15 protein-coding genes are annotated in these 20961 nt (G+C 39.9%); 7 read left to right on the top strand and 8 right to left on the bottom strand.

Features of this window, described 5'->3' with window-relative positions:
* Positions 1–253: 253 nt before the first annotated feature.
* Entirely contained in the window at positions 254–853 is a 600-nt protein-coding gene (locus tag M992_RS05320) for a nitroreductase family protein (protein WP_047256465.1), read from the top strand.
* Between the two features lie 144 nt (positions 854–997).
* On the opposite strand, the gene M992_RS05315 is transcribed toward M992_RS05320, so the two are convergent.
* Together M992_RS05315 and M992_RS05310 are read right to left on the bottom strand one after the other, a co-directional pair.
* Positions 998–1774 (bottom strand): ribonuclease T2 family protein, encoded by a 777-nt coding sequence (locus M992_RS05315; protein WP_053907651.1) that lies wholly within the window; start codon positions 1772–1774, stop codon positions 998–1000.
* Between the two features lie 117 nt (positions 1775–1891).
* A complete protein-coding gene (locus M992_RS05310; RefSeq protein WP_053907650.1) occupies positions 1892–3844 on the bottom strand; it encodes a bifunctional 2',3'-cyclic-nucleotide 2'-phosphodiesterase/3'-nucleotidase in 1953 nt (650 codons plus the stop codon).
* A 506-nt stretch (positions 3845–4350) separates the two neighbouring features.
* Between M992_RS05310 and rdgC the strand changes: the two genes are divergently transcribed.
* The 3 genes from rdgC (at position 4351) to mqo (ending at position 8224) form a co-directional block, all read left to right on the top strand.
* On the top strand, positions 4351–5259 hold the full coding sequence (gene rdgC, locus M992_RS05305; RefSeq protein ID WP_053907649.1) for a recombination-associated protein RdgC: 909 nt from the start codon (positions 4351–4353) through the stop codon (positions 5257–5259).
* 326 nt (positions 5260–5585) lie between these two features.
* Positions 5586–6101 (top strand): GNAT family N-acetyltransferase, encoded by a 516-nt coding sequence (locus M992_RS05300; protein ID WP_053907648.1) that lies wholly within the window; start codon positions 5586–5588, stop codon positions 6099–6101.
* Between the two features lie 479 nt (positions 6102–6580).
* Entirely contained in the window at positions 6581–8224 is a 1644-nt protein-coding gene (gene mqo / locus M992_RS05295) for a malate dehydrogenase (quinone) (protein WP_053907647.1), read from the top strand.
* A gap of 268 nt (positions 8225–8492) precedes the next feature.
* Here the strand turns inward: mqo and yedF are convergent, their stop codons facing one another.
* The 4 genes from yedF to exbB form a co-directional block, all read right to left on the bottom strand.
* A complete protein-coding gene (gene yedF, locus M992_RS05290) occupies positions 8493–8732 on the bottom strand; it encodes a sulfurtransferase-like selenium metabolism protein YedF (RefSeq protein ID WP_053907646.1) in 240 nt (79 codons plus the stop codon).
* Positions 8729–9943: a selenium metabolism membrane protein YedE/FdhT gene (gene yedE, locus M992_RS05285; protein ID WP_053907724.1), complete on the bottom strand. Its 1215-nt coding sequence runs from the start codon at positions 9941–9943 to the stop codon at positions 8729–8731. The genes yedF and yedE overlap by 4 nt, the downstream gene beginning before the upstream one ends.
* A gap of 1240 nt (positions 9944–11183) precedes the next feature.
* Positions 11184–11612 carry a TonB system transport protein ExbD gene (gene exbD, locus M992_RS05280; RefSeq protein ID WP_053907645.1) on the bottom strand — a complete coding sequence of 143 codons (429 nt, stop codon included), beginning with the start codon at positions 11610–11612 and terminating at the stop codon, positions 11184–11186.
* Positions 11613–11617: 5 nt separating this feature from the next.
* The gene (gene exbB, locus M992_RS05275; RefSeq protein WP_053907644.1) at positions 11618–12571 is read right to left on the bottom strand and encodes a tonB-system energizer ExbB; all 954 of its coding nucleotides are present in this window, start codon (positions 12569–12571) and stop codon (positions 11618–11620) included.
* A 551-nt stretch (positions 12572–13122) separates the two neighbouring features.
* On the opposite strand from exbB, the gene metC reads away from it, so the two are divergent.
* The 3 genes from metC to dkgA all read left to right on the top strand — a co-directional run bounded on the left by metC (position 13123) and on the right by dkgA (position 16212).
* Entirely contained in the window at positions 13123–14307 is a 1185-nt protein-coding gene (gene metC / locus M992_RS05270; protein WP_053907643.1) for a cystathionine beta-lyase, read from the top strand.
* 155 nt (positions 14308–14462) lie between these two features.
* Entirely contained in the window at positions 14463–15128 is a 666-nt protein-coding gene (locus tag M992_RS05265; protein ID WP_053907642.1) for a DedA family protein, read from the top strand.
* A 250-nt stretch (positions 15129–15378) separates the two neighbouring features.
* Positions 15379–16212: a 2,5-didehydrogluconate reductase DkgA gene (dkgA, locus tag M992_RS05260; RefSeq protein ID WP_047255083.1), complete on the top strand. Its 834-nt coding sequence runs from the start codon at positions 15379–15381 to the stop codon at positions 16210–16212.
* Between the two features lie 98 nt (positions 16213–16310).
* On the opposite strand, the gene carB is transcribed toward dkgA, so the two are convergent.
* Positions 16311–19541, bottom strand: a complete 3231-nt coding sequence (gene carB / locus M992_RS05255; protein ID WP_047255082.1) for a carbamoyl-phosphate synthase large subunit — start codon at positions 19539–19541, stop codon at positions 16311–16313.
* 13 nt (positions 19542–19554) lie between these two features.
* A complete protein-coding gene (carA, locus tag M992_RS05250; protein ID WP_053907641.1) occupies positions 19555–20718 on the bottom strand; it encodes a glutamine-hydrolyzing carbamoyl-phosphate synthase small subunit in 1164 nt (387 codons plus the stop codon).
* Positions 20719–20961: the final 243 nt, after the last annotated feature.

Genomic DNA, 20961 nt, shown 5'->3' with positions numbered 1-20961 from the left:
ATGATTTTTAGTGGCTACCGTTATAGTAGTTACAAGAGTTATTTATCAGGTAATTACTTACTGGATAATAATAAATTGTTTGAATAAACGTCAAAAATCATAAATTAACGAGCGCGCCTTACTCCGCATAAATAATCGTTAATTTATTGACATATAAAATATAAGTTATTGAATTACCTTATAGAAGCGCCTAGATAAAATACTAAAATTTTTAATCTATGCCGCATCTACCTAATGACCTAAGGAGACACACATGTCTAACGCCTTTATTGAAATGCTAAAAAACCGCCGTACTATTTATAATCTAGGCGATTCACTGTCAGTCTCTCATGACCATATCAGTCAGTTAGTTAAAGATGCCGTGAAGCACTCACCGTCTTCTTTTAATTCACAAACCTCACGTGTGGTCATTTTGTTCGGCGAACAACATAAAAAACTGTGGGATCTAACTAAAGAAACTTTGCGCGCTATCGTTCCCGCAGGATCCTTTGCTGCCACTGAACAAAAAATCGACAGTTTTGCCGCCGGTGCCGGTTCAATTCTATTTTTTGAAGATCTTAATGTAGTTAAAGGTCTGCAAGAAAAATTTGCTGCCTATGCGGATAATTTCCCAATTTGGTCTGAGCAATCCAGTGGTATGGCGCAATTAGCCGTATGGAGTGCATTGGCTGAAGAAAACATCGGCGCATCGTTACAGCACTATAACCCACTGATTGATAACTTTGTGGCTAAAGAATGGCACATCCCAGAACATTGGTTACTGCGTGCACAAATGGTGTTTGGCTCAATTAATGCGCCTGCGGGTGACAAAGACTTTATGGATGATGAACAACGTTTCAGAATCTATCAATAAAATTTTTAGTGGCCACAAAATAGCGCATCTACAATAGTGAGTGGTCACAAACCACACTATATAAAATATTAGCCATATTATACAAACGCCTCCTAGCTTATTTAAATTAGGAGGCGTTATTTATACTGTCTAGCAAATGCTCACTTAATGCTCGCGCGCTGGGCAATCAATCACCTTAAAATCGGTGCTATAACAAATATAAAATTCGTCGCGATTAATTTGGATATGCTTATTTTTTAATTGGGGATTATATTGCTGTAAAAATTCAATCAACTGCTTATTCGGCAATCTGTCAGCCGGTAAAACCAAACTATTAAATAGCGCCTGCTGTTTAGCAAAATATTGTTGTGGCTGCTCAAAATCACAAGCTCCGTGTTTTTCCCATTCACCTTGCAGTAAATCTGCCCCCGGCGAAGCACAAAGATACGGTTTCAATAACGAATAATCCACGGGCGCTAAATCACCTCGACATAAACGCGGATGCTTACTAATATCAGACCAATCGCGGCACTGTTCCATCGATTTACCATCACACGTTTGTGCCCATAAACCATGTACAATCCAACCAAATTTATTATCTGAAAAACATTGCAGTTCAAATTTTTTATATTCCTGCTGAGCTTTGTTTGCCTTATTTTTATACTTAAGCTGTTCAATACTGCGTCTTTTAGAATCACAAAATGTCGGCGAATAGTTAATAGCTAACTTAAAATAATCAGTTTTAGCCTGATCATTACGCCCATATTTATCGTGCTTCGCCTTAAAATTATAATCAATCGATGTAGTCGCAGGGACCTGACAAGAGACACCTTCAATTAATCTGTCTTGCGGCTTAAGCGTGGATGTAAGTTGACTTTCTGACGTCACACAACCTGCAGCGAGTAAAATCAGCACCACTGATAATCGTTTTAATGAACGCATCTTAAAATTCCCTGACTCGATATTTTATCTTTGAATTGTTTTTATAGTTTATTTTTGGATTAATAATAAAATTAGGTAACAGTAATAGGCCCACCCTAAAGGGCAGGCATTCTATTATTATTTTGCCATCAAATCTAATTGATAAACGGCGAAACCAATATCATCATTTCCAATATAAGTCATTGGATATTGGCCATGCTGCTGAATAAAATTAGCGGCTTTATCGCTCGGTGACGTTTCAATACGAATATCTAATTTTTTATCGCTATGAATTGGCATAAAGGACCAATTATTTTCTGCTTGAGTCGCAACTTGTCCCTGTTGTTTTGACACTTTGGCAATATAATTGGCTAAAATAGTCCGGTTTTCATCTGGGGAGGCAAAAGCGATATGATCATCACCGGTGCCGGCAAATTTACCGCCATAGCCCCGATAGTTATTGGTTGCCACTAAGAAAATCGCTTGTGGATCGATTGGTTTACCTTGATATGTAACGTCTTTAATGCGATTGGCTTGTTTATTCAGCAACTGGCAGTCGGTATCATATTTAGCTGGTTGTGTCACATCGACTTTATAATTTATGCCGCTGATGGTATCAAAATTATAGGTTCGAAAGCCGTCCCAATTAAGCAATGATTGCGGTTTACTGGAAGTCACATCAATTTGGTTATACATTCCTGCCGAGCATTCAAGCCATTCAATAACCTCGGCACCACTGGCTTTTACTACCACTAAGGTGTTGGGATAAAGATACAAATCGGCAGCATTACGAAATGTTAAATCGCCTTTTTCAACTTCAACAAAATCTGCGGGAGCATTTTTACGACCACCAGCTTTAAACGGTGCTGCTGCCGCTAATACTGGCAAATCAGCCAAATCTGGATCACCTTGAATAAACTGGCGTGTATAATCAGCCTGTGCATCATTAACTATTTGAACGGTCGGATCACTTTGTACTAAGGCTAAATAGCTGTACATATTTTCAGACGCTTTACCGATAAATTTGCCGACAAAATCACGGGTTCCCCGGTGCTGCTGTTCAATAATTTGTGCTAATTGAGCATCGCGTTCAACGAGCGGTTTTTTGTTGGTTTTATCATAAATAGGACGCGCTTCGGCCTTGGCTTCCGTGACTTTCCAGCTGCCACTGTCGTTATTCAATACCATATCGACGACTCCTAAATGATCGCCCCATTGACCCGGCATCACAGCAGGAACACCATTTACGGTACCTTTTTCAATATCAACGCCCTTGATATTGGCAAATTCTTGGCTGGGGAACACTCCGTGAGCATGGCCAAACATAATGGCATCTATACCAGCGACTTCGCTGAGATAATAAACAGAGTTTTCTGCCATGGCTTTATAAGGATCTTGTGAGAAACCCGAATGCGGAATAGCAACAATTAAATCGGCGCCTTCTTTTTTCATTTGAGGCACAAATTTGTTGGCAGTTTCGGTAATATCATTAACCACCACTTTGCCGTCTAAATTAGCTTTGTCCCAAATGGCAATTTGTGGTGGAACAAAGCCAATATAGCCAATTTTAATTGTATGGCTATTCCCCTCGCGATCTTTCACCGCAGTATCGACGATAATATATGGCGTAAAATAATTTTTGCCACTTTTAGCATCCATGATGTTGGCATTAATATAAGGGAATTTAGCGCCAGCAATCGCTTGTTTAAGATAATCGAGCCCAAAATTGAATTCGTGATTACCAAAATTACCCACGGTATAACCCATAGTATTCATCAGCATATGCGCCGGATGAGATTCTCCCTCAGCCAGCCCTTTGGCTGCCATATAGTCAGCAAGAGGGCTACCTTGGATCAGATCCCCATTATCGACCAATATCGCATTAGTTACTTCGCCTTTCGCAGCTTTGATCAAACTGGCGGTACGTACTAAGCCAAATTGCTCCGTTGATTTATCCTTAAAATAATCAAAATCAATTAAATTGCTATGAATATCAGAGGTTTCCATAACACGTAAATCAACTGTCGCCGCATTAACATTTGCAGCGATCAATAGAGCTAATGTTGAAATTTTCAACATATGCTTCACCATAATTACACCTCATTTATAGGTTATATCAAGGGGATACGCGAGTTTTACTTTCCCGGAGTTAACTCAGGGAATGCCATTCAAGATAAAGCCATTCATCGTCATATAACCGCGACGACTAGCTCGCTAAAAAACACTTTATTGCACTAAAAAAGCATGGATTTCAGCGAAAAATTTAAGCAATCATCGTTACATTACTAGTACATTAGTAAATAACACACCAATAAAATACACAGAAAAAACAATGAATTTCAATTATTTAATTATTCCGCGATACTATCAAAAAAGGTATATTTTTTCGTGAGTGTTATCACATTTGTCATGTTTACCTCAATCACATTACAAACATAGGGTGATCTACCCAGCAACTTTCTCAATTAATCAATTATTGCTGAGTTAAAATTACTTTGGCACTTAATGTTTTTAACCATCATTTTTTTCGCTAATCACCGGACAATTCGCTATCATTGAGCCAGTTCAATCTTGGAATAAAAAAGGTAGGTTGTGTCATGTGGTTCAAGAATTTAATTATTTATCGTCTAAATCGAGATTTAGCATTATCCGCCGATGATTTAGAACAACAGCTTGCCCCACTGGCTTATCATCCTTGTGGCAGCCAAGATATGATGAAAGTCGGTTGGGTACCGCCAATGGGACATCACAGCGATGCGCTCACTCATGTTTCAGGTAATCAAATTCTTATTTGTGCAAAAAAAGAAGATAAAATGTTGCCATCTCCAGTGATCAAGCAGGAGTTGCAAGACAAAATTGAACGTCTTGAAAGTGAGCAAGGAAGAAAACTCAAAAAAACTGAAAAAGATTCATTAAAAGATGAAGTGGTACACACCTTATTACCGCGCGCATTCAGTAAATTTAGTAAAACCTATATTTGGATAGATACCGTAAATCAACTGGTGATTGTTGATGCCGCAAGTGCGAAACGTGCAGAGGATAATTTAGCACTGTTGCGAAAAAGCCTAGGCTCTCTGCCGGTAGTTCCTCTGAGCTTTAAAAATCCAATTGAGTTGACTCTAACCGAATGGGTACGGGCGGGTGATTTACCGCAAGGTTTTGCTTTAATGGAAGAAGCAGAACTTAAAGCAATTCTGGAAGAAGGCGGTATTATTCGCTGTAAAAAACAAGATTTAGTCTCTGATGAAATTGCTGTACATATTGAAGCGGGGAAATTGGTTACCAAACTTTCACTCGATTGGGAGGAACGGATCCAATTTATGCTCGCCGATGACGGGTCATTAAAACGTTTAAAATTCAGTGAAACATTAAAAGATCAGAATGAAGATATAGGCAAAGAAGATTTTGCTCAACGTTTTGATGCTGATTATGCCTTGATGACAGGCGAGCTAAGTGCGCTTATTTTGCGATTAATTGATGTTCTTGGCGGCGAAGCTGAAAGTTAATTAGCCAATAATCAAATATTGCGTATGGAAATAGCTACCATGCGCAATTTCACCTTCCTTTCTCGATAATTACTATCCATTAATCCCCGTTGAGTATCACTAAAGCTAAACTAATCGCTCTAGCATTCAATTTACTGAAAAATATCCACTCCTTTGCAAGCTAAAATACGACTCCCATGACAGCTATCTGCTATTTTTTCACTCAGTTAACATCCTGATAACCCGCTTATTGACGGGATACAAAAACTCTGGTTGATTAAAAGTTAACTTCCCTCAGTCGTACTACCTAGCTCACATTATCCATATTCCATTATCGAGGAGACAACATGAGTATCGTGACCGAAACAATATTAGATCCAAGCTCAGTAGTTAGTCTGCAAAAAATCACCGCAGAAAACTTCTCTGAAATTTGCCTACTGAGCCACACTCTGGGTGAAGCTCAACGCTCAATGGTTGCAGATAATGCTTACTCGATAGTAGAAGCTCAGTTTTCTGATTGTGCTTGGTATCGCGGTATTTATGCTGATAATGTTCCTGTTGGATTCATCATGCTACATTCAGGATTAGATGATGATGAGCTCGAATATCAAGGTATTATGCTGTGGCGTTTTATGATAGCAGAACCTTATCAAAAACTCGGTTTTGGGCGCGAAGCTTTGCTGCAAGTTATTAATTATTTGAAAAATAAAGGCTACCCACGCCTATATAATAGCTGTGGCGAAGGCGAAGAGAGTCCCTTTGAATTTTATCAAAAACTGGGATTTGTCCCGACTGGAGCTTATGTTGATGATGAATGTGAATTAATGTTAGATCTTAATAACTGGCAAAATCTACAAAGTTAAATATATCGCTATATTTACTATGTTGTCTCATCCCTATTGATAAAAATAATACTATCAGCGCACACCGTATAACCTCAGCCATAGACGTCTACTAAATGGTATCGGTGTGCCAATTTCAATACTCTTATATTTAGTCCTGTAAAAATAACATCCCGCTGTTGTTTGAGATTCTCTCATAAACTATCTGCCGATTATTCCAATCTTTTTTACCGCTAATATGAAACAATCATTTCAATTACTATTAAACGATTATTTTTTGAACACCTGGCGATAATGGGTTTAAAAAACAAACAACAATTATTGATAAATTCAACTTTTTAAGTGAATTTTTAACTAAATTGGAAATATTAAACTATTTTTCATTTACCATTGTGGTCATTTGGATTATCGTAAAATGCTAAAAAATTTAAACATCAGCAAACAATTGTCTATAATTGGCAAAGAAGACTACTTTTTGTTAACAAACAAGGTTCGGGGATATGAAAAAGCTTTTAAAATATATTATAGGGATCATCATTCTTATAATTGTTGCTACATTAATTTTTCTTTTTAGACCAATAACTTCATCTCAGGTTAAAACTACCGCAGACGAGCCAGTGGTAGATGTCGTCCTTATCGGCGGCGGGGTCATGAGCGGTACATTAGGAACGTATCTGGCTGAGCTAGAACCAGATTGGCAGATCCGCATGTATGAGCGCTTAGATAATGTGGCTGAAGATAGCTCAAATGGCTGGAATAATGCCGGTACTGGCCACTCTGGTTTTATGGAAATGAACTATACACCGGAAAAAAATGGCAAAGTAGAAGTCTCTAAAGCGGCGGCTATTGCCCAACAATTTGAGATTTCAAAACAATTTTGGTCTTATCAAGTACAGCAAGATATTTTGGGCGCACCAAATACCTTCATTAATCCGGTTCCTCATATTGCGTTCGTTTGGGGCGATAATGTTGATTTCTTATCAAAACGCTATCAAGCGATGATCAAAAACCCGATGTTCTATGGCATGAAATATTCAGATTCGCCAGAAGAGATCAAAACATGGGCACCACTGATTATAGAAGGGCGTCCAGCTGATGAAAAAGTTGCCGCGACCCGCATGGATGTCGGCGCAGATGTTAACTATGGTGAAATTACTCGCCAGTTAATTACTAATTTAGCTAAAAACGATAATTTCAAACTTGAAACATCGACCGAAGTAAATGGGATTAGCCGTAATGACGATGGAACGTGGAGTGTCAGTTTTAAAAATGTTAAAACTGGAGCCGAAAGCCATGTTAAAACTCGCTTCGTCTTTATCGGTGCGGGCGGTGCTGCCATTAAATTATTGCAATACACTGGCTTAGAAGAATCTAAGCAGTATGCTGGCTTCCCTGTCGGTGGACAATTCTTAGTTTCTGATAATCCTGAAGTGGTAAAACAGCATACAGCAAAAGTGTATGGTAAAGCCTCGGTAGGTGCACCTCCAATGTCCGTTCCACATATCGATACCCGCTACTTAGACGGTAAAAAATATGTTCTGTTTGGTCCATTTGCTACCTATTCAAATAAATTCTTGAAATATGGAAGCCAATTAGACTTAGTCAATACCGTCAATAATAACAACTTATTCGGTATGATTGCTGTCGGTGCAGAAAACTTTGATTTGGTTAAATACCTGATAAGTCAGGTCATGTTAAACGATGAAGAACGATTCCAATCACTGCAAGATTATTATCCTGACGCTAAGAAAGAAGACTGGAAGCTAATCACTGCAGGACAACGTGTTCAGATAATCAAACAACCTGAAGGCAAACCTGCTGCACTGCAATTTGGTACAGAAGTATTTGTTTCTGATGATAAAACAGTTTCTGCATTATTAGGCGCATCACCAGGTGCTTCGACTTCTCCTTACATTATGCTGACTCTGTTAAATAAAGCGTTCCCAACAAAAGTGGAAAATCAATGGAATGAAAAACTGCATGAAATCATTCCTTCATACGGTAAAAATTTAGAAGAAGATCCACAACTTCTGGACCAAACACGTCAATATACTAGCCGTGTACTGGGCTTAAATTATACCCCAATGACACCTGCTAATGCGGAGCAATCCTCATCTGCGGTTACTGAAGCCCAAGCCCAGTAATCTATGCAGTAGCTAACTCGTCATTAATTTTAAAAGAGAGTATTTATATACTCTCTTTTTTTATTTCAAATTCTATCATCAGCCTCATATACGGGCGATTTTATACACCATCTCACCTTGTCTACTCGCTTTATCTCGCTGCCTTTTTTAGATACATGCTAAGGTACATATAAAAACTTACATAAAAAATCAGCCGGAAGATCATCGCTCTTCCGGCTGGCTATAATTATTTATCGATGTGATGGCTCAAACTCGATATTCCATCATTCTATTTTTGAATCAAATAACGAATTGTTGGACCATCTTGCTGAATATCTAATACTTTATAGCCATAATTAGCGGCATCAAGCGGAATATTATTGATGGATTGTGGACAATCACTAATTACCTCTAATATTTCTCCAGCCTTTAACGATGGCATAGCTTCAAGCGTCGCCACGGCAGGATATGGACAAGGTTCACCCACCATATCCAAACTATAATCAGGAATAATATTTTTCTGGCTCATACAGACTCCTTAACAGCCAATGGCATAGTTTGGATTCTTTTACGGAAAAAATGTTTTTCCCATACCAGCATCAAAATAAACGAAAGAGCAAGTAACAGATAAGTCACTCCTAATCCGCCCATCGGGCCAAAAGTTTTTAATAAATTAACTTTATCGAAATCGGTCGCTAACCACGGAGCAAAATCATCCCAGTAATAAGCTAATATTGTGGCGCCGATGATATTACCGAATCCAACCCACCAATAATGGACTTGCCCTTCGACCGCGCGATACATCCAACCTGTTTCACAGCCTCCCGCCAGCACAATACCAAAACCAAATAAGATCCCACCAAGAATAGCATTCGGCCCGGCCCAGAAGATTTTGGGTGATGCACCTAATTGAACATAACTAAAAATGCCTATCGTACTGACCGCCATTCCGATAATAATCGCTTTAGCCATATGAGTACGCCCAGTAATCCACAAATCGCGAAATGCAGAGGTAAAGCAGATTTGAGCCCGTTCAATTAATAAACCAAACCCAATACCGCACAGCATAGCAAAGCCCATAACTGGCGATTTTAACAAATAATAGAAAGCGCCCGCTAAAGAAAGCGCAAAAATAACCATGCCGAGCCTAAAGCGTCTACGCGCAACATCATGGCGCTGAGTTAACGGCGAAGCTGCAGTGACTTTTTTGAGTTTAACCGGAATACGGAACATCGGTAATAAGGTAAATTTAGCCCCGAAGTAAGAGCCAATAGCCGTCGCCACAGCAAAGAACCAAGCATGTAATGAGAACTGAGGGATACCCGTAAAAAATGCGGCTAAGTTACAGCCCATGGCTAAACGCGCACCAAATCCTGCAATAATACCACCAAGAATAGCTTGAAAAATACGGATACGATGTTGTGGCTGGCGTAATTTCACATTATTGGCCCATAATGCCGCTGCAATACAACCAGCAAACATACCAATAATCATCACACCGTCGATTCTGTCTAATGGTGTGCCTTCAAAGCCAATAATTTTAAAATATCCCCACTGCTCTGGATACGCACCAAACAACTGCATAATGTGTCCGCCCCAACGAGTAAACTCACCAGTCACAGCCCAAAAGGTGCCTGTTAATCCAAAATAATAGGTTGATAAGATACCGGCGGCAATGACCGCTGGCAGCGGTTTCCAAAAGCGCACCAGATAGAGTGATTTAAATTCAGACCAATTCATAATAAATTCCACAATATTCACGTCAGGCACCTGACAGAGAATGCTACTATCGCCAAATTTGCGCACAGCAGGTTTGATCGCGGTATCTTACTACGATTAAATATTTTCAACAGTACAATATAGAGGGGATTTATTAAAAAACTGTTATAGCTAAAAATAAAGCAAAAAAAAGCGTTATCAAAGATAACGCTGCTAAATATATAGCTTCATTGTATCGATAGAGGGGTAAATATATATGAAAAATTCACCGTAAAACGGCTTATTGCTTGCTATGCGTAGTAAAAGTCAGCCCATCTAACTTTCATTAATAACACGACAGAAACAATACTTATTTAATTTAAGAAACGAGAATAAAAGATAAAACTGATGTAACTTAATTATAAGTTTAATTGAAAAATAGATGTTCAATTAACTAGGTTTGAATAATTTAATACTTCAAAAAATGACTTAATATTATTCGCTGGTTTTGATCAGTATTGAAAAATTATCTTTTTGATAGCGTCCTGGTGTATAAAAATTTACTGGCTTAAATTAAAAAGTATTCAAAAATGTTTCAAAGTGTTATCTAACTGCATTATAACCCAACAACTGACTAGCGCAAGTATTTTTTTGATTTAAATCAAATTAACCAATAACAACAAAATTATACCAATAAAAACAATATCTTGAAATTTACATATAATTAAAAACACAGTAATAACTCTAATTAAAGGTTATTTTCATCAGCTTTACGCTGTTACAAATTATATTAACAAGTATTGATATCATCTGCTGGTTTGCTGTATTAAACACAAAAAATACGCATTAAATTAATCAGGCTAATTAGCCTTTAATTAATTTATCTTATTATTGATAAAAATAATCATGAATTTATTGAATGAGCCATAGCTAAAATGAATAACTAATGTTATTTCAAATATAATTAATTAAATAAATAATAAATTATTAAGTGACTTATTACCAATTCAATTTATCATTTAATTAACATTATTGATAACTAAGTAGGATTTAGATAAAGTAATAAAGCACTAATAATTTAAACCACATTATTATAATGGTTTAAATTAGGTAATCAATTATTAGTTAATTGCTACAAAAATAAACAGAAACAGCGCCTATGGCGACTAACATAAATAGTCAAAATCTACGGTAATATAATGTTTAATTTAAAAAAAAACGGCCTCAGCTATTTATATTGAGACCGTTTTAATACATTTCAATTAATGATTAATAAATTGATTTACGGTGCCTTAGAAACAGTTTCCATCCCGACTAAGCCAATCTTTAAATAACCAGCTTGACGTAACGCATTCATAACATTCATCATCGTTTCATAATCAACCGTCTTATCAGCTTGAAAGAAAATAGTCGTTTCTTTATTAGCACTAGTCAGACCATCGAGTACACTAGACAACTGTTCTTTTGATACTGCCTGCTCACCAACAAATAATTGACTATCTGCCTTAACCGTCAAGAATACCGGTTTTTCTGGTCGAGGCTGTGGCTGTGCCGTTGAGGCAGGTAAATCAACTTTAATATCGACCGTAGCTAATGGGGCTGCAACCATAAAGATAATCAATAAAACCAGCATCACGTCGATAAAAGGCGTGACGTTGATTTCATGCATTTCACCGCTATCATCCAGTTCTTCGCCTAAACGCATTGCCATAATAATTACCTTGCTTTGCTATTTTCTAAATCGAGATCACGACCTAGCAATAATGCAGCTTGTGCTGCCATATCACCGACCTGCCCCCGATAGCTGTTGATCATACGAGCAAATATATTATAAATAACTACTGCTGGAATCGCCGCAATCAAACCAATCGCCGTTGCCAACAATGCCTCAGCAATACCAGGAGCCACAACCGCCAGATTAGTTGTTTGTGAGTGCGCGATACCAATAAAACTGTTCATTATTCCCCATACCGTGCCAAAAAGCCCGACAAATGGAGAAATAGCCCCGATAGTTGCAAGATAGCCATTACCTCGTCCCATATAACGACTAATTGCCGCAACAGCGCGCTCAAGACGAAATGTTGTTCGCTCTTTTGTACCGGCAAGATCGGTGCTATTTAATGAGAGAGTACGCTCTGAGGCCGCTTCATTTAATAGCAAATATGAGATACTGGTTTTGCTAAATTTTTCAGCAATTGACAGTGCTTCATCCAGCGAAGCTACATCGGCTAAAGCCCGTTGCTCTTTTTTCAATCGACGACGGGCAGTTATTAGCTCGGCACCTTTGGAGAAAAATAATGCCCAAGTGATTACTGAGGCAATAATTAAGCCGATCATAACCACTTTTACCACTACATCGGCATTTTGATACATTCCCCAAACAGATAGGTCTTCATTAAATCCACCTTTGGGTTGTTCAGCGACGAATTCTTCAACCGCCACTGGCCGTCCTTCATTGCCTTCTAAAGACGCATTATTCTCAGTAATCGCAGGTATTGCCGAATCAGGCTTAGATTCCGCGATTGTTTGGCCATTTACTGCGCTAGAATTAGATGAAACTGAATTTAGTGGTGCTGATTGTTCTGCATTTGGCGTTGCGGGAGTGGTATCTGCAACCGCAGAACCCGACAAGCCGATTGCCAATAGAATAGAAGCTGTCAATTTACGCATCAGTTGGCCTATTACTCTCTTTTACCTATTTAATGAATATTTAGTCGCGATGAACTTCCTTTACATCGACTAACCCCGCAAAGCACACATCCATCCGCAAATGCTATGCGCCACTTTTCTTTGCTAATACTCCTCTGGAATACAGAGAGATGTTCAATAAAGCTATCTTAAAGCTATTCTGGAGCATAAGAAAAGTGCTGAAAATAACCGCAGTTTTAACATTACCGTCGCTGATAATTCAAACTACGCTGAATATATGCTAGAAAAACATGGCAAATAATAGCAGACACAAGATGAATTGATAGTAATTATCATTACTATTCAGCATTTTTTTGTTATTTTCCCAAAAAAACTAACTTGATTAAATAGTCGATAACTTTTTTTTATCTATTTTCCCGATCAAATTGAATAATTATCAGGTTCAAGATTTCTATTTGTACTTATCAAGCAAAATCATTTAACGTCAAAGCAAGGCTTTGTTAAATAAAAAATCAGCCTATGTAGTTTTAGATTAATAGCAATTCGAAGTATTTAGGGATCGAGAGGCCAATATGACAAACGAAAAATTATACACACAGTTAGTCCAGATAGGCAGAGATGCCAAATATACTCAAAAAGGCGTAAATCCGATTATTCAACGCTCCTCTTCCATTATCTTTGATTCGCTGGCGGATAAACAACACGCCACTACTAATCGCAGTAAACAAGCCTTATTTTATGGCCGCCGAGGTACGCAAACGCATTTTGCCTTTCAGCAGGCAATGACTGAATTAGAAGAAGGTGCGGGATGTGTATTGTATCCTTCTGGTGCAGCCGCTATCACAAATTCTATCCTCGCATTTATCCAAGCCGACTCTCATATCGTAGTGAGTGGTGCTGTTTATGATCCAACCCAGAATTTTTGCGATCAGATCCTCAGTAAACTGAAGGTGAAAACGAGCTATATAAATCCACTTATAGGCGAAGATATTACCGATTATCTGCAACCAAATACTCGGGTGGTTTTCCTTGAGTCCCCCAGCTCTATTACCATGGAGATCCAAGATATTCCGGCGATCGTACAAGCAGTGCGTAGTTATAATCCCGAAATTATCATAATGATGGATAATACTTGGGCTGCGGGAGTGCTGTTTAAACCACTGGATCATGATGTTGATATTTCTATTCAATCAGCCACTAAGTATATTAATGGGCATTCTGATGGCATGCTGGGTATTGCTGTGGCTAACCAACGCTGTATTGATACCTTACGTGAAAACTCTTATTTGTTAGGGCAAACGGCTGATCCCGATAGTATTTATATGGCAGGACGTGGTCTACATACACTCGCAGTACGCTTAAAACAGCATGAAAAAAGTAGCCTCGAAATTGCACATTGGTTAGAGAAACGCCCTGAAGTTGAATGTGTTTATCACCCCGCATTAGCGAGTTGCCCTGGACATGAAATATTTAAACGCGATTTTAGTGGCTGTAATGGCTTGTTCTCTTTTAGCTTAAAACAGACGTTATCCGGCCAGCAGTTCCAGAATTTTCTCGATTATTTTACCCATTTTAAAATGGCATTTTCATGGGGCGGCTATGAATCACTCATTTTAGGTTATCAACCCGAAGATCTCCGAGCGATGCGACAATATGATTATACTCCAGCCGCAGGAACCCTATTCCGCCTGCATGTTGGTTTAGAAGATAGTACCGATTTAATTGCCGATTTAGCCGCCGCATTTGCACGACTTTAATTGCAAATACCGGAGCAGTGAAAAAACAATACTCAGTATATTTATCTAGATCATTGCTCCTTCGGCCTTTTAACGTAAACAAATCAAAACGGAAGGTTTTTTTTATTGTAAAATAGCTAATAAATATAATTTATCAGCAAATAACAGGAACGATTATGGAAGTATTACACGAAATTGTGCGTGCCCTTTGGGATCACGATTTCATGAAACTCTCCAATCCCGATATCCTTTGGGTTATTTATGGGGTTCTTTTTATCGTTATCGTTTTAGAGAATGGTGTGTTACCGGCGGCATTCTTACCGGGAGATACACTGTTAATCCTCTCCGGTGCCTTGATTGCTAAAGGGGTTTTACATTTTATCCCTACGATATTAATCTTGACGGTCGCCGCTAGCCTCGGCTGTTGGCTAGGTTTTCTGCAAGGGCGATGGCTAAGTGATACCAAGGTGGTCAAACGCTGGCTAGAACAATTGCCGCAAGAATATCATCACAAAGCCAATCATTTGTTTCATAATCAAGGATTATATGCGCTATTAATCGGGCGTTTTCTGGCATTTGTTCGCACCTTGTTACCAGTATTAGCCGGATTATCCGAGCTAAGTCATCGTCGTTTCCAGCTATTTAACTGGTTAAGTGGATTATTATGGGTCGGCCTCATAGTGACTCTCGGCTATGCTCTAAATCAAATTCCATTTATTAAGCAACACGAACAATTGGTTATGAGCGCATTAATGATATTACCGATTTTATTGCTGGTTGCTGGGCTTATCGGCTCAATAGTTATGTACTGGAAGCACCGAAAAAATCGCTCAAGCCATTAATTAGTCGATAAATAGATACGACTCACCACATTGATACTGTAGGTGCCAAATAGGTGCGAGCTTAATTTTATATATAAGCCGCACCAAATGCCGACTCATTATTTTCAGTATTTTGACCTCGGCTAAAATCATCTCTTTGCTAAATATTTCTATAAAGTAAATATACGTATACCGCATCAAATAGCCTTTCAATGCAATTCACTCGTGCTATGTTTAATACAGATTGATACTCACTATTAAGGAGATAATCATGGATAAGCAAACTTACATCACGCTAGCTGATGGGAATCGCATGCCGCAATTAGGATTAGGTGTTTGGCAAGCGACAAATGATCAGGCCGAGAATGCAGTACACACCGCGCTTGATAACGGCTATCGTTCCATCGATACCGCAGCAATTTATCAGAATGAAGAAGGCGTAGGAAAAGCATTGAGTACCACGTCAGTGCCTAGAGAATCTCTGTTTATCACCACCAAGTTATGGAATACAGACCAACAACATGCACGTAAAGCATTGACCGATAGCTTAAAAAAATTGCAATTGGACTATGTTGATCTGTATTTGATGCACTGGCCAGTCCCAGAACAAGGGCATTATGTTGATGCTTGGCAGCAAATGATTGAATTACAAAAATCGGGCCTCGCTAAAAGTATCGGTGTATGTAACTTCCAACCAGCACATTTACTGCGCTTAGAAGCAGAAACTGGTGTTAAGCCGGTGATCAATCAGGTAGAAATTCACCCACTGCACGCTCAACTTGAGCTGGCGTGCTGGCAAAAATGTCATGATATAGTGACCGAATCTTGGAGCCCTCTGGCTCAAGGCGGTAATGGGGTCTTCGATAGCGAAATTATTCAAGCATTAAGTAAAAAATATGCAAAAACACCAGCACAGATTGTGATCCGCTGGCATATCGATCGCGGCTTAGTCGTTATCCCTAAATCTGTCACTGAATCACGAATTATAGAAAACTTAGCTGTCTTTGATTTTAAATTAGACAAAAGTGAAGTTTTAGCGATTAATTTACTGGATCAAGGTAAACGACTTGGCCCAAATCCTTATACCTTTAGCCGCGCAGATTAATTTTTAATTGGCTCAAAAAATAAATAGCCCGGTATGACCACCGGGCTATTTTCATTGAACAAACTAATTAATTTTTTATATCATTAGCTTTTATACTGTCAATTTTTAGCATTAATTAGCGCATGCATTTCCTGCACTGAAATCACGGTTTCAGTAGGATCGGCACTTAATGACATCGTTGTCGCAAAACCGCCATTTAGCGTAGTATCGTAATGCACTTTATATTGCAGCGCACTGCGACGCATCAGTTTAGAATCTTCGATAGCCTGGCGACCTGCCGTTGTATTAACGATATAGTCATATTCACCATTCTTAATTCTATCCTGAATATGTGGGCGTCCTTCATGTACCTTATTAACCAAACGTGGATTGATCCCCGCTTCCCCTAACACGATAGCTGTACCGTGAGTCGCATCGAGTTCAAAGCCATGTTTTAATAATTTAGCGGCTAAATCGACCACACGCGTTTTATCACCTTCACGCACTGATAATAAGGCACGGCCTGATTTTTTCATGGTCGAACTGCTGCCCAACATCGCTTTGGCGAACGCTTCGGCGAATGTACGGCCAACTCCCATAACCTCACCAGTCGAGCGCATTTCTGGCCCTAAGATAGGGTCAACACCGAGGAATTTGTTAAACGGCAGCACCACTTCTTTCACCGAATAATAAGGTGGAATGACTTCCTCTGTCACACCTTGTTCTGCTAAGGTTTGTCCTACCATCACGCGCGCGGCTACTTTGGCTAACGGCACACCAGTCGCTTTAGATACAAAAGGGACGGTTCTTGCTGCACGCGGATTAACTTCAATCAGATAAACTTCGTTGCCTTTTACCGCAAATTGGACATTCATCAACCCACGAACACGTAATTCGAATGCCAGTTTTCTGACTTGCTCACGCATCACATCTTGAATTTCTTGGCTTAATGTATAGGCAGGCAATGAACATGCTGAGTCACCAGAGTGAACTCCCGCTTGTTCGATATGCTCCATAATTCCACCAATAAAGACCATTTCACCGTCACAAATGGCATCAACATCGACTTCAACAGCATCATCTAAGAAGCGATCAAGAAGTACCGGTGCATCGTTTGAAACGCTAACCGCCGTCTGGAAATAGCGACGTAAATCTATCTCATCGTTAACAATCTCCATCGCTCGACCACCAAGCACATAAGATGGGCGCACAACCAATGGATAGCCAATCAAATTGGCTTTTTCTACCGCCTGTTCAATCGCTGTTACCGTCGCATTTTCTGGCTGTTTCAGGTTTAAGCGGTTTACTGCTTGCTGGAAACGCTCCCTATCTTCCGCTCGGTCGATAGCATCTGGGCTAGTACCGATAACAGGAACACCCGCAGCTTCAAGTGCACGTGCTAATTTCAGTGGCGTTTGACCGCCATATTGAACAATAACGCCTTTCGGCTGTTCAATACGTACAATTTCTAACACATCTTCTAAAGTAACAGGTTCAAAATAAAGACGGTCGGAGGTATCATAGTCGGTTGAAACTGTTTCAGGGTTGCAATTGACCATAATGGTTTCATAACCATCTTCACGCAAAGCCAATGCTGCATGAACACAGCAATAGTCAAATTCAATCCCTTGTCCGATACGGTTAGGCCCGCCCCCCAGAACCATAATTTTTGGTTTGGCGTCGCTCGGATTAGATTCGCACTCTTCTTCATAAGTTGAATACATGTAAGCGGTATCCGTAGAGAACTCCGCTGCACAGGTATCGACACGTTTATAAACGGGATGCAAACCATAACCTTGGCGTAATTTACGCACTTCGGCTTCAGAAACACCGACTAGGCTGGCTAAACGAGCATCTGCAAATCCTTTGCGTTTCAAATGGTACAAGAATTCTTTAGTTAATCCGTTAATGCCCAGCTCTGCAACTTGCTCTTCGAGACGGACTAGTTCTTCAATTTGCACTAAGAACCAGCGGTCGATGTTAGTCAAATTAAACACGCCATCGATAGATAATCCCGCGCGAAAAGCATCGGCGATATACCAAGCACGCTCAGCGCCGGCATCTTTAAGCTCACGGCGAATACGTGTCAAGGATTCAGGATCATCTAAGCTGACTTTTGGATCAAATCCGGTCGCGCCAACTTCCAGACCGCGCAATGCTTTTTGCATTGATTCTTGGAATGTACGGCCAATCGCCATCACTTCGCCCACAGATTTCATTTGTGTTGTCAGACGATCGTTAGTTCCAGCGAATTTTTCAAAGTTAAAACGTGGAATTTTAGTGACGACATAGTCAATTGATGGCTCGAAAGAGGCTGGCGTTAATCCACCTGTGATATCATTCATCAACTCATCAAGGGTATAACCGACCGCTAATTTTGCCGCAATTTTGGCAATCGGGAAGCCGGTCGCTTTTGAAGCTAAAGCTGAAGAACGCGAAACACGCGGGTTCATTTCGATAACAATCAAACGGCCATTCTTAGGGTTTACCGAGAACTGAACGTTTGAACCGCCGGTTTCCACGCCAATTTCACGCAATACTGCCATCGAGGCATCTCGCATGATTTGGTATTCTTTATCAGTTAATGTTTGTGCCGGAGCAACAGTGATTGAGTCGCCGGTATGAATACCCATGGCATCAAAGTTTTCGATTGAGCACACGATAATGCAGTTATCATTTTTATCGCGCACAACTTCCATTTCATACTCTTTCCAACCAATTAATGATTCATCAATCAATAATTCATTGGTCGGTGATAAATCTAAACCGCGGGTACATATTTCTTCGAATTCTTCACGGTTATAAGCGATACCACCACCGCTGCCACCCATGGTAAATGACGGACGAATAATACAAGGAAAACCAACATCATCGGCAACCGCATAAGCTTCTTCCATGGTATGCGCAATACCAGAACGGGCAGTTTCAAGACCGATTTTTTTCATCGCTTTATCAAAACGCTGGCGGTCTTCAGCTTTATCGATAGCATCGGCAGTTGCACCAATCATGGTGACGCCAAATTCTTTTAGTACGCCTTTGCGTTCAAGTTCTAATGCGCAGTTAAGTGCAGTTTGTCCACCCATCGTAGGTAAAACAGCATCTGGGCGTTCTTTTTCGATGATCTTACGCACAACTTCCCAGTGGATCGGCTCAATATACGTGGCATCCGCCATTTCAGGATCAGTCATAATGGTCGCTGGGTTAGAGTTCACCAGAATCACCCGATAGCCTTCTTCCCGCAATGCTTTACATGCTTGAGCACCTGAATAATCGAATTCACATGCCTGACCAATAACAATAGGCCCTGCTCCAAGGATCAGGATGCTTTTAATATCTGTACGTTTTGCCATTTTCCGCTCCCAATTATTCAGCTGTGCTACGTGGATTTTCTTGACGATATGCGGTGATCAACTCGATAAAGTGATCGAACAGTTTCGCTGCATCATGTGGCCCTGAGCTGGCTTCTGGGTGTCCTTGAAAACTAAATGCCGGTTTGTCAGTGCGATGAATACCTTGCAATGTGCCATCAAATAATGATTTGTGCGTCACACGCAAGTTAGCGGGTAATGTCGTCTCATCTACAGCAAAACCGTGATTCTGTGCGGTGATCATCACCACATCGTTATCGATATCTTTAACTGGATGATTGGCACCGTGGTGACCAAATTTCATTTTTATCGTACGTGCACCACTGGCTAAGGCTAATAACTGGTGCCCTAAACAGATACCAAAAACAGGAATGTCGGTGGTTAAAAATTGTTTAATAGCGTTAATCGCGTAGTCACATGGGGCTGGGTCGCCAGGGCCATTGGATAAGAAAATACCGTCTGGTGCCATTTTTAAAACGTCTTCAGCAGAGGTATCAGCAGGAACAACGGTCAAACGACAGCCTCTATCCACTAACATCCGTAAAATATTACGCTTAGCCCCAAAATCGTAAGCGACAACATGATACGGTAACTCAGCCGGATCTTTCGCAGCTTGCTGACCGTCTTGTAAGGTCCATGAACCTTGTGACCATGGATACGCTTCACGCGTTGTGACTTCTTTAGCTAAATCTAAACCATTTAATCCGCCAAAAGCTTTAGCTTTTTCTAAAGCAACTGCGGGATCTAAATTATCACCGGCAATAATGCAACCGTTCTGTGCGCCTTTCTCTCTTAGTATGCGCGTCAATTTCCTCGTATCTATATCGGCGATAGCAACAATCTGCTGGCGCTTCAAATAATCAGACAAACTTTCTTGTCCACGGAAATTACTATACACCAAAGGTAAATCACGAATAACTAACCCTTGAGCATGCACGCGAGGTGACTCTTCATCATCAGCGTTGGTGCCGACATTACCGATATGGGGATAAGTGAGAGTAACAATTTGGCGGGAATAGGAAGGGTCTGTAAGAATTTCTTGGTATCCGGTCATTGACGTATTGAAAACGACTTCTCCAACGGCGGCACCGACAGCACCGATAGCGCGGCCATGGAATTGGGTTCCGTCTTCCAGAACCAATATAGCTGACTTTATCAAAACACCCTCCAGGGAATAATAAATCACGGTTTGTGCATATTAATTCAGATTTGAGGATCTAAATCAATGCCAAATTGCTTTTTTAAGCAAAAATTTGGCAAATTGCGCGCATTCTAATGATGCAAAGGGCAGTTGTCTAGAAAAATCATTATATTTATTACTTTTTTCTTTCTTTGACCCTATTAAGTCCCTATAAACAGTAAAACAAAGTCTCATATGAGTAAAGTAAACGATTGCAATAGA

This window comes from Moellerella wisconsensis ATCC 35017, from assembly GCF_001294465.1.
GTDB lineage: Bacteria > Pseudomonadota > Gammaproteobacteria > Enterobacterales > Enterobacteriaceae > Moellerella > Moellerella wisconsensis.
Note: the sequence above shows the minus strand (reverse complement) of the source record. Positions and strands in the feature narration are given on the sequence as shown.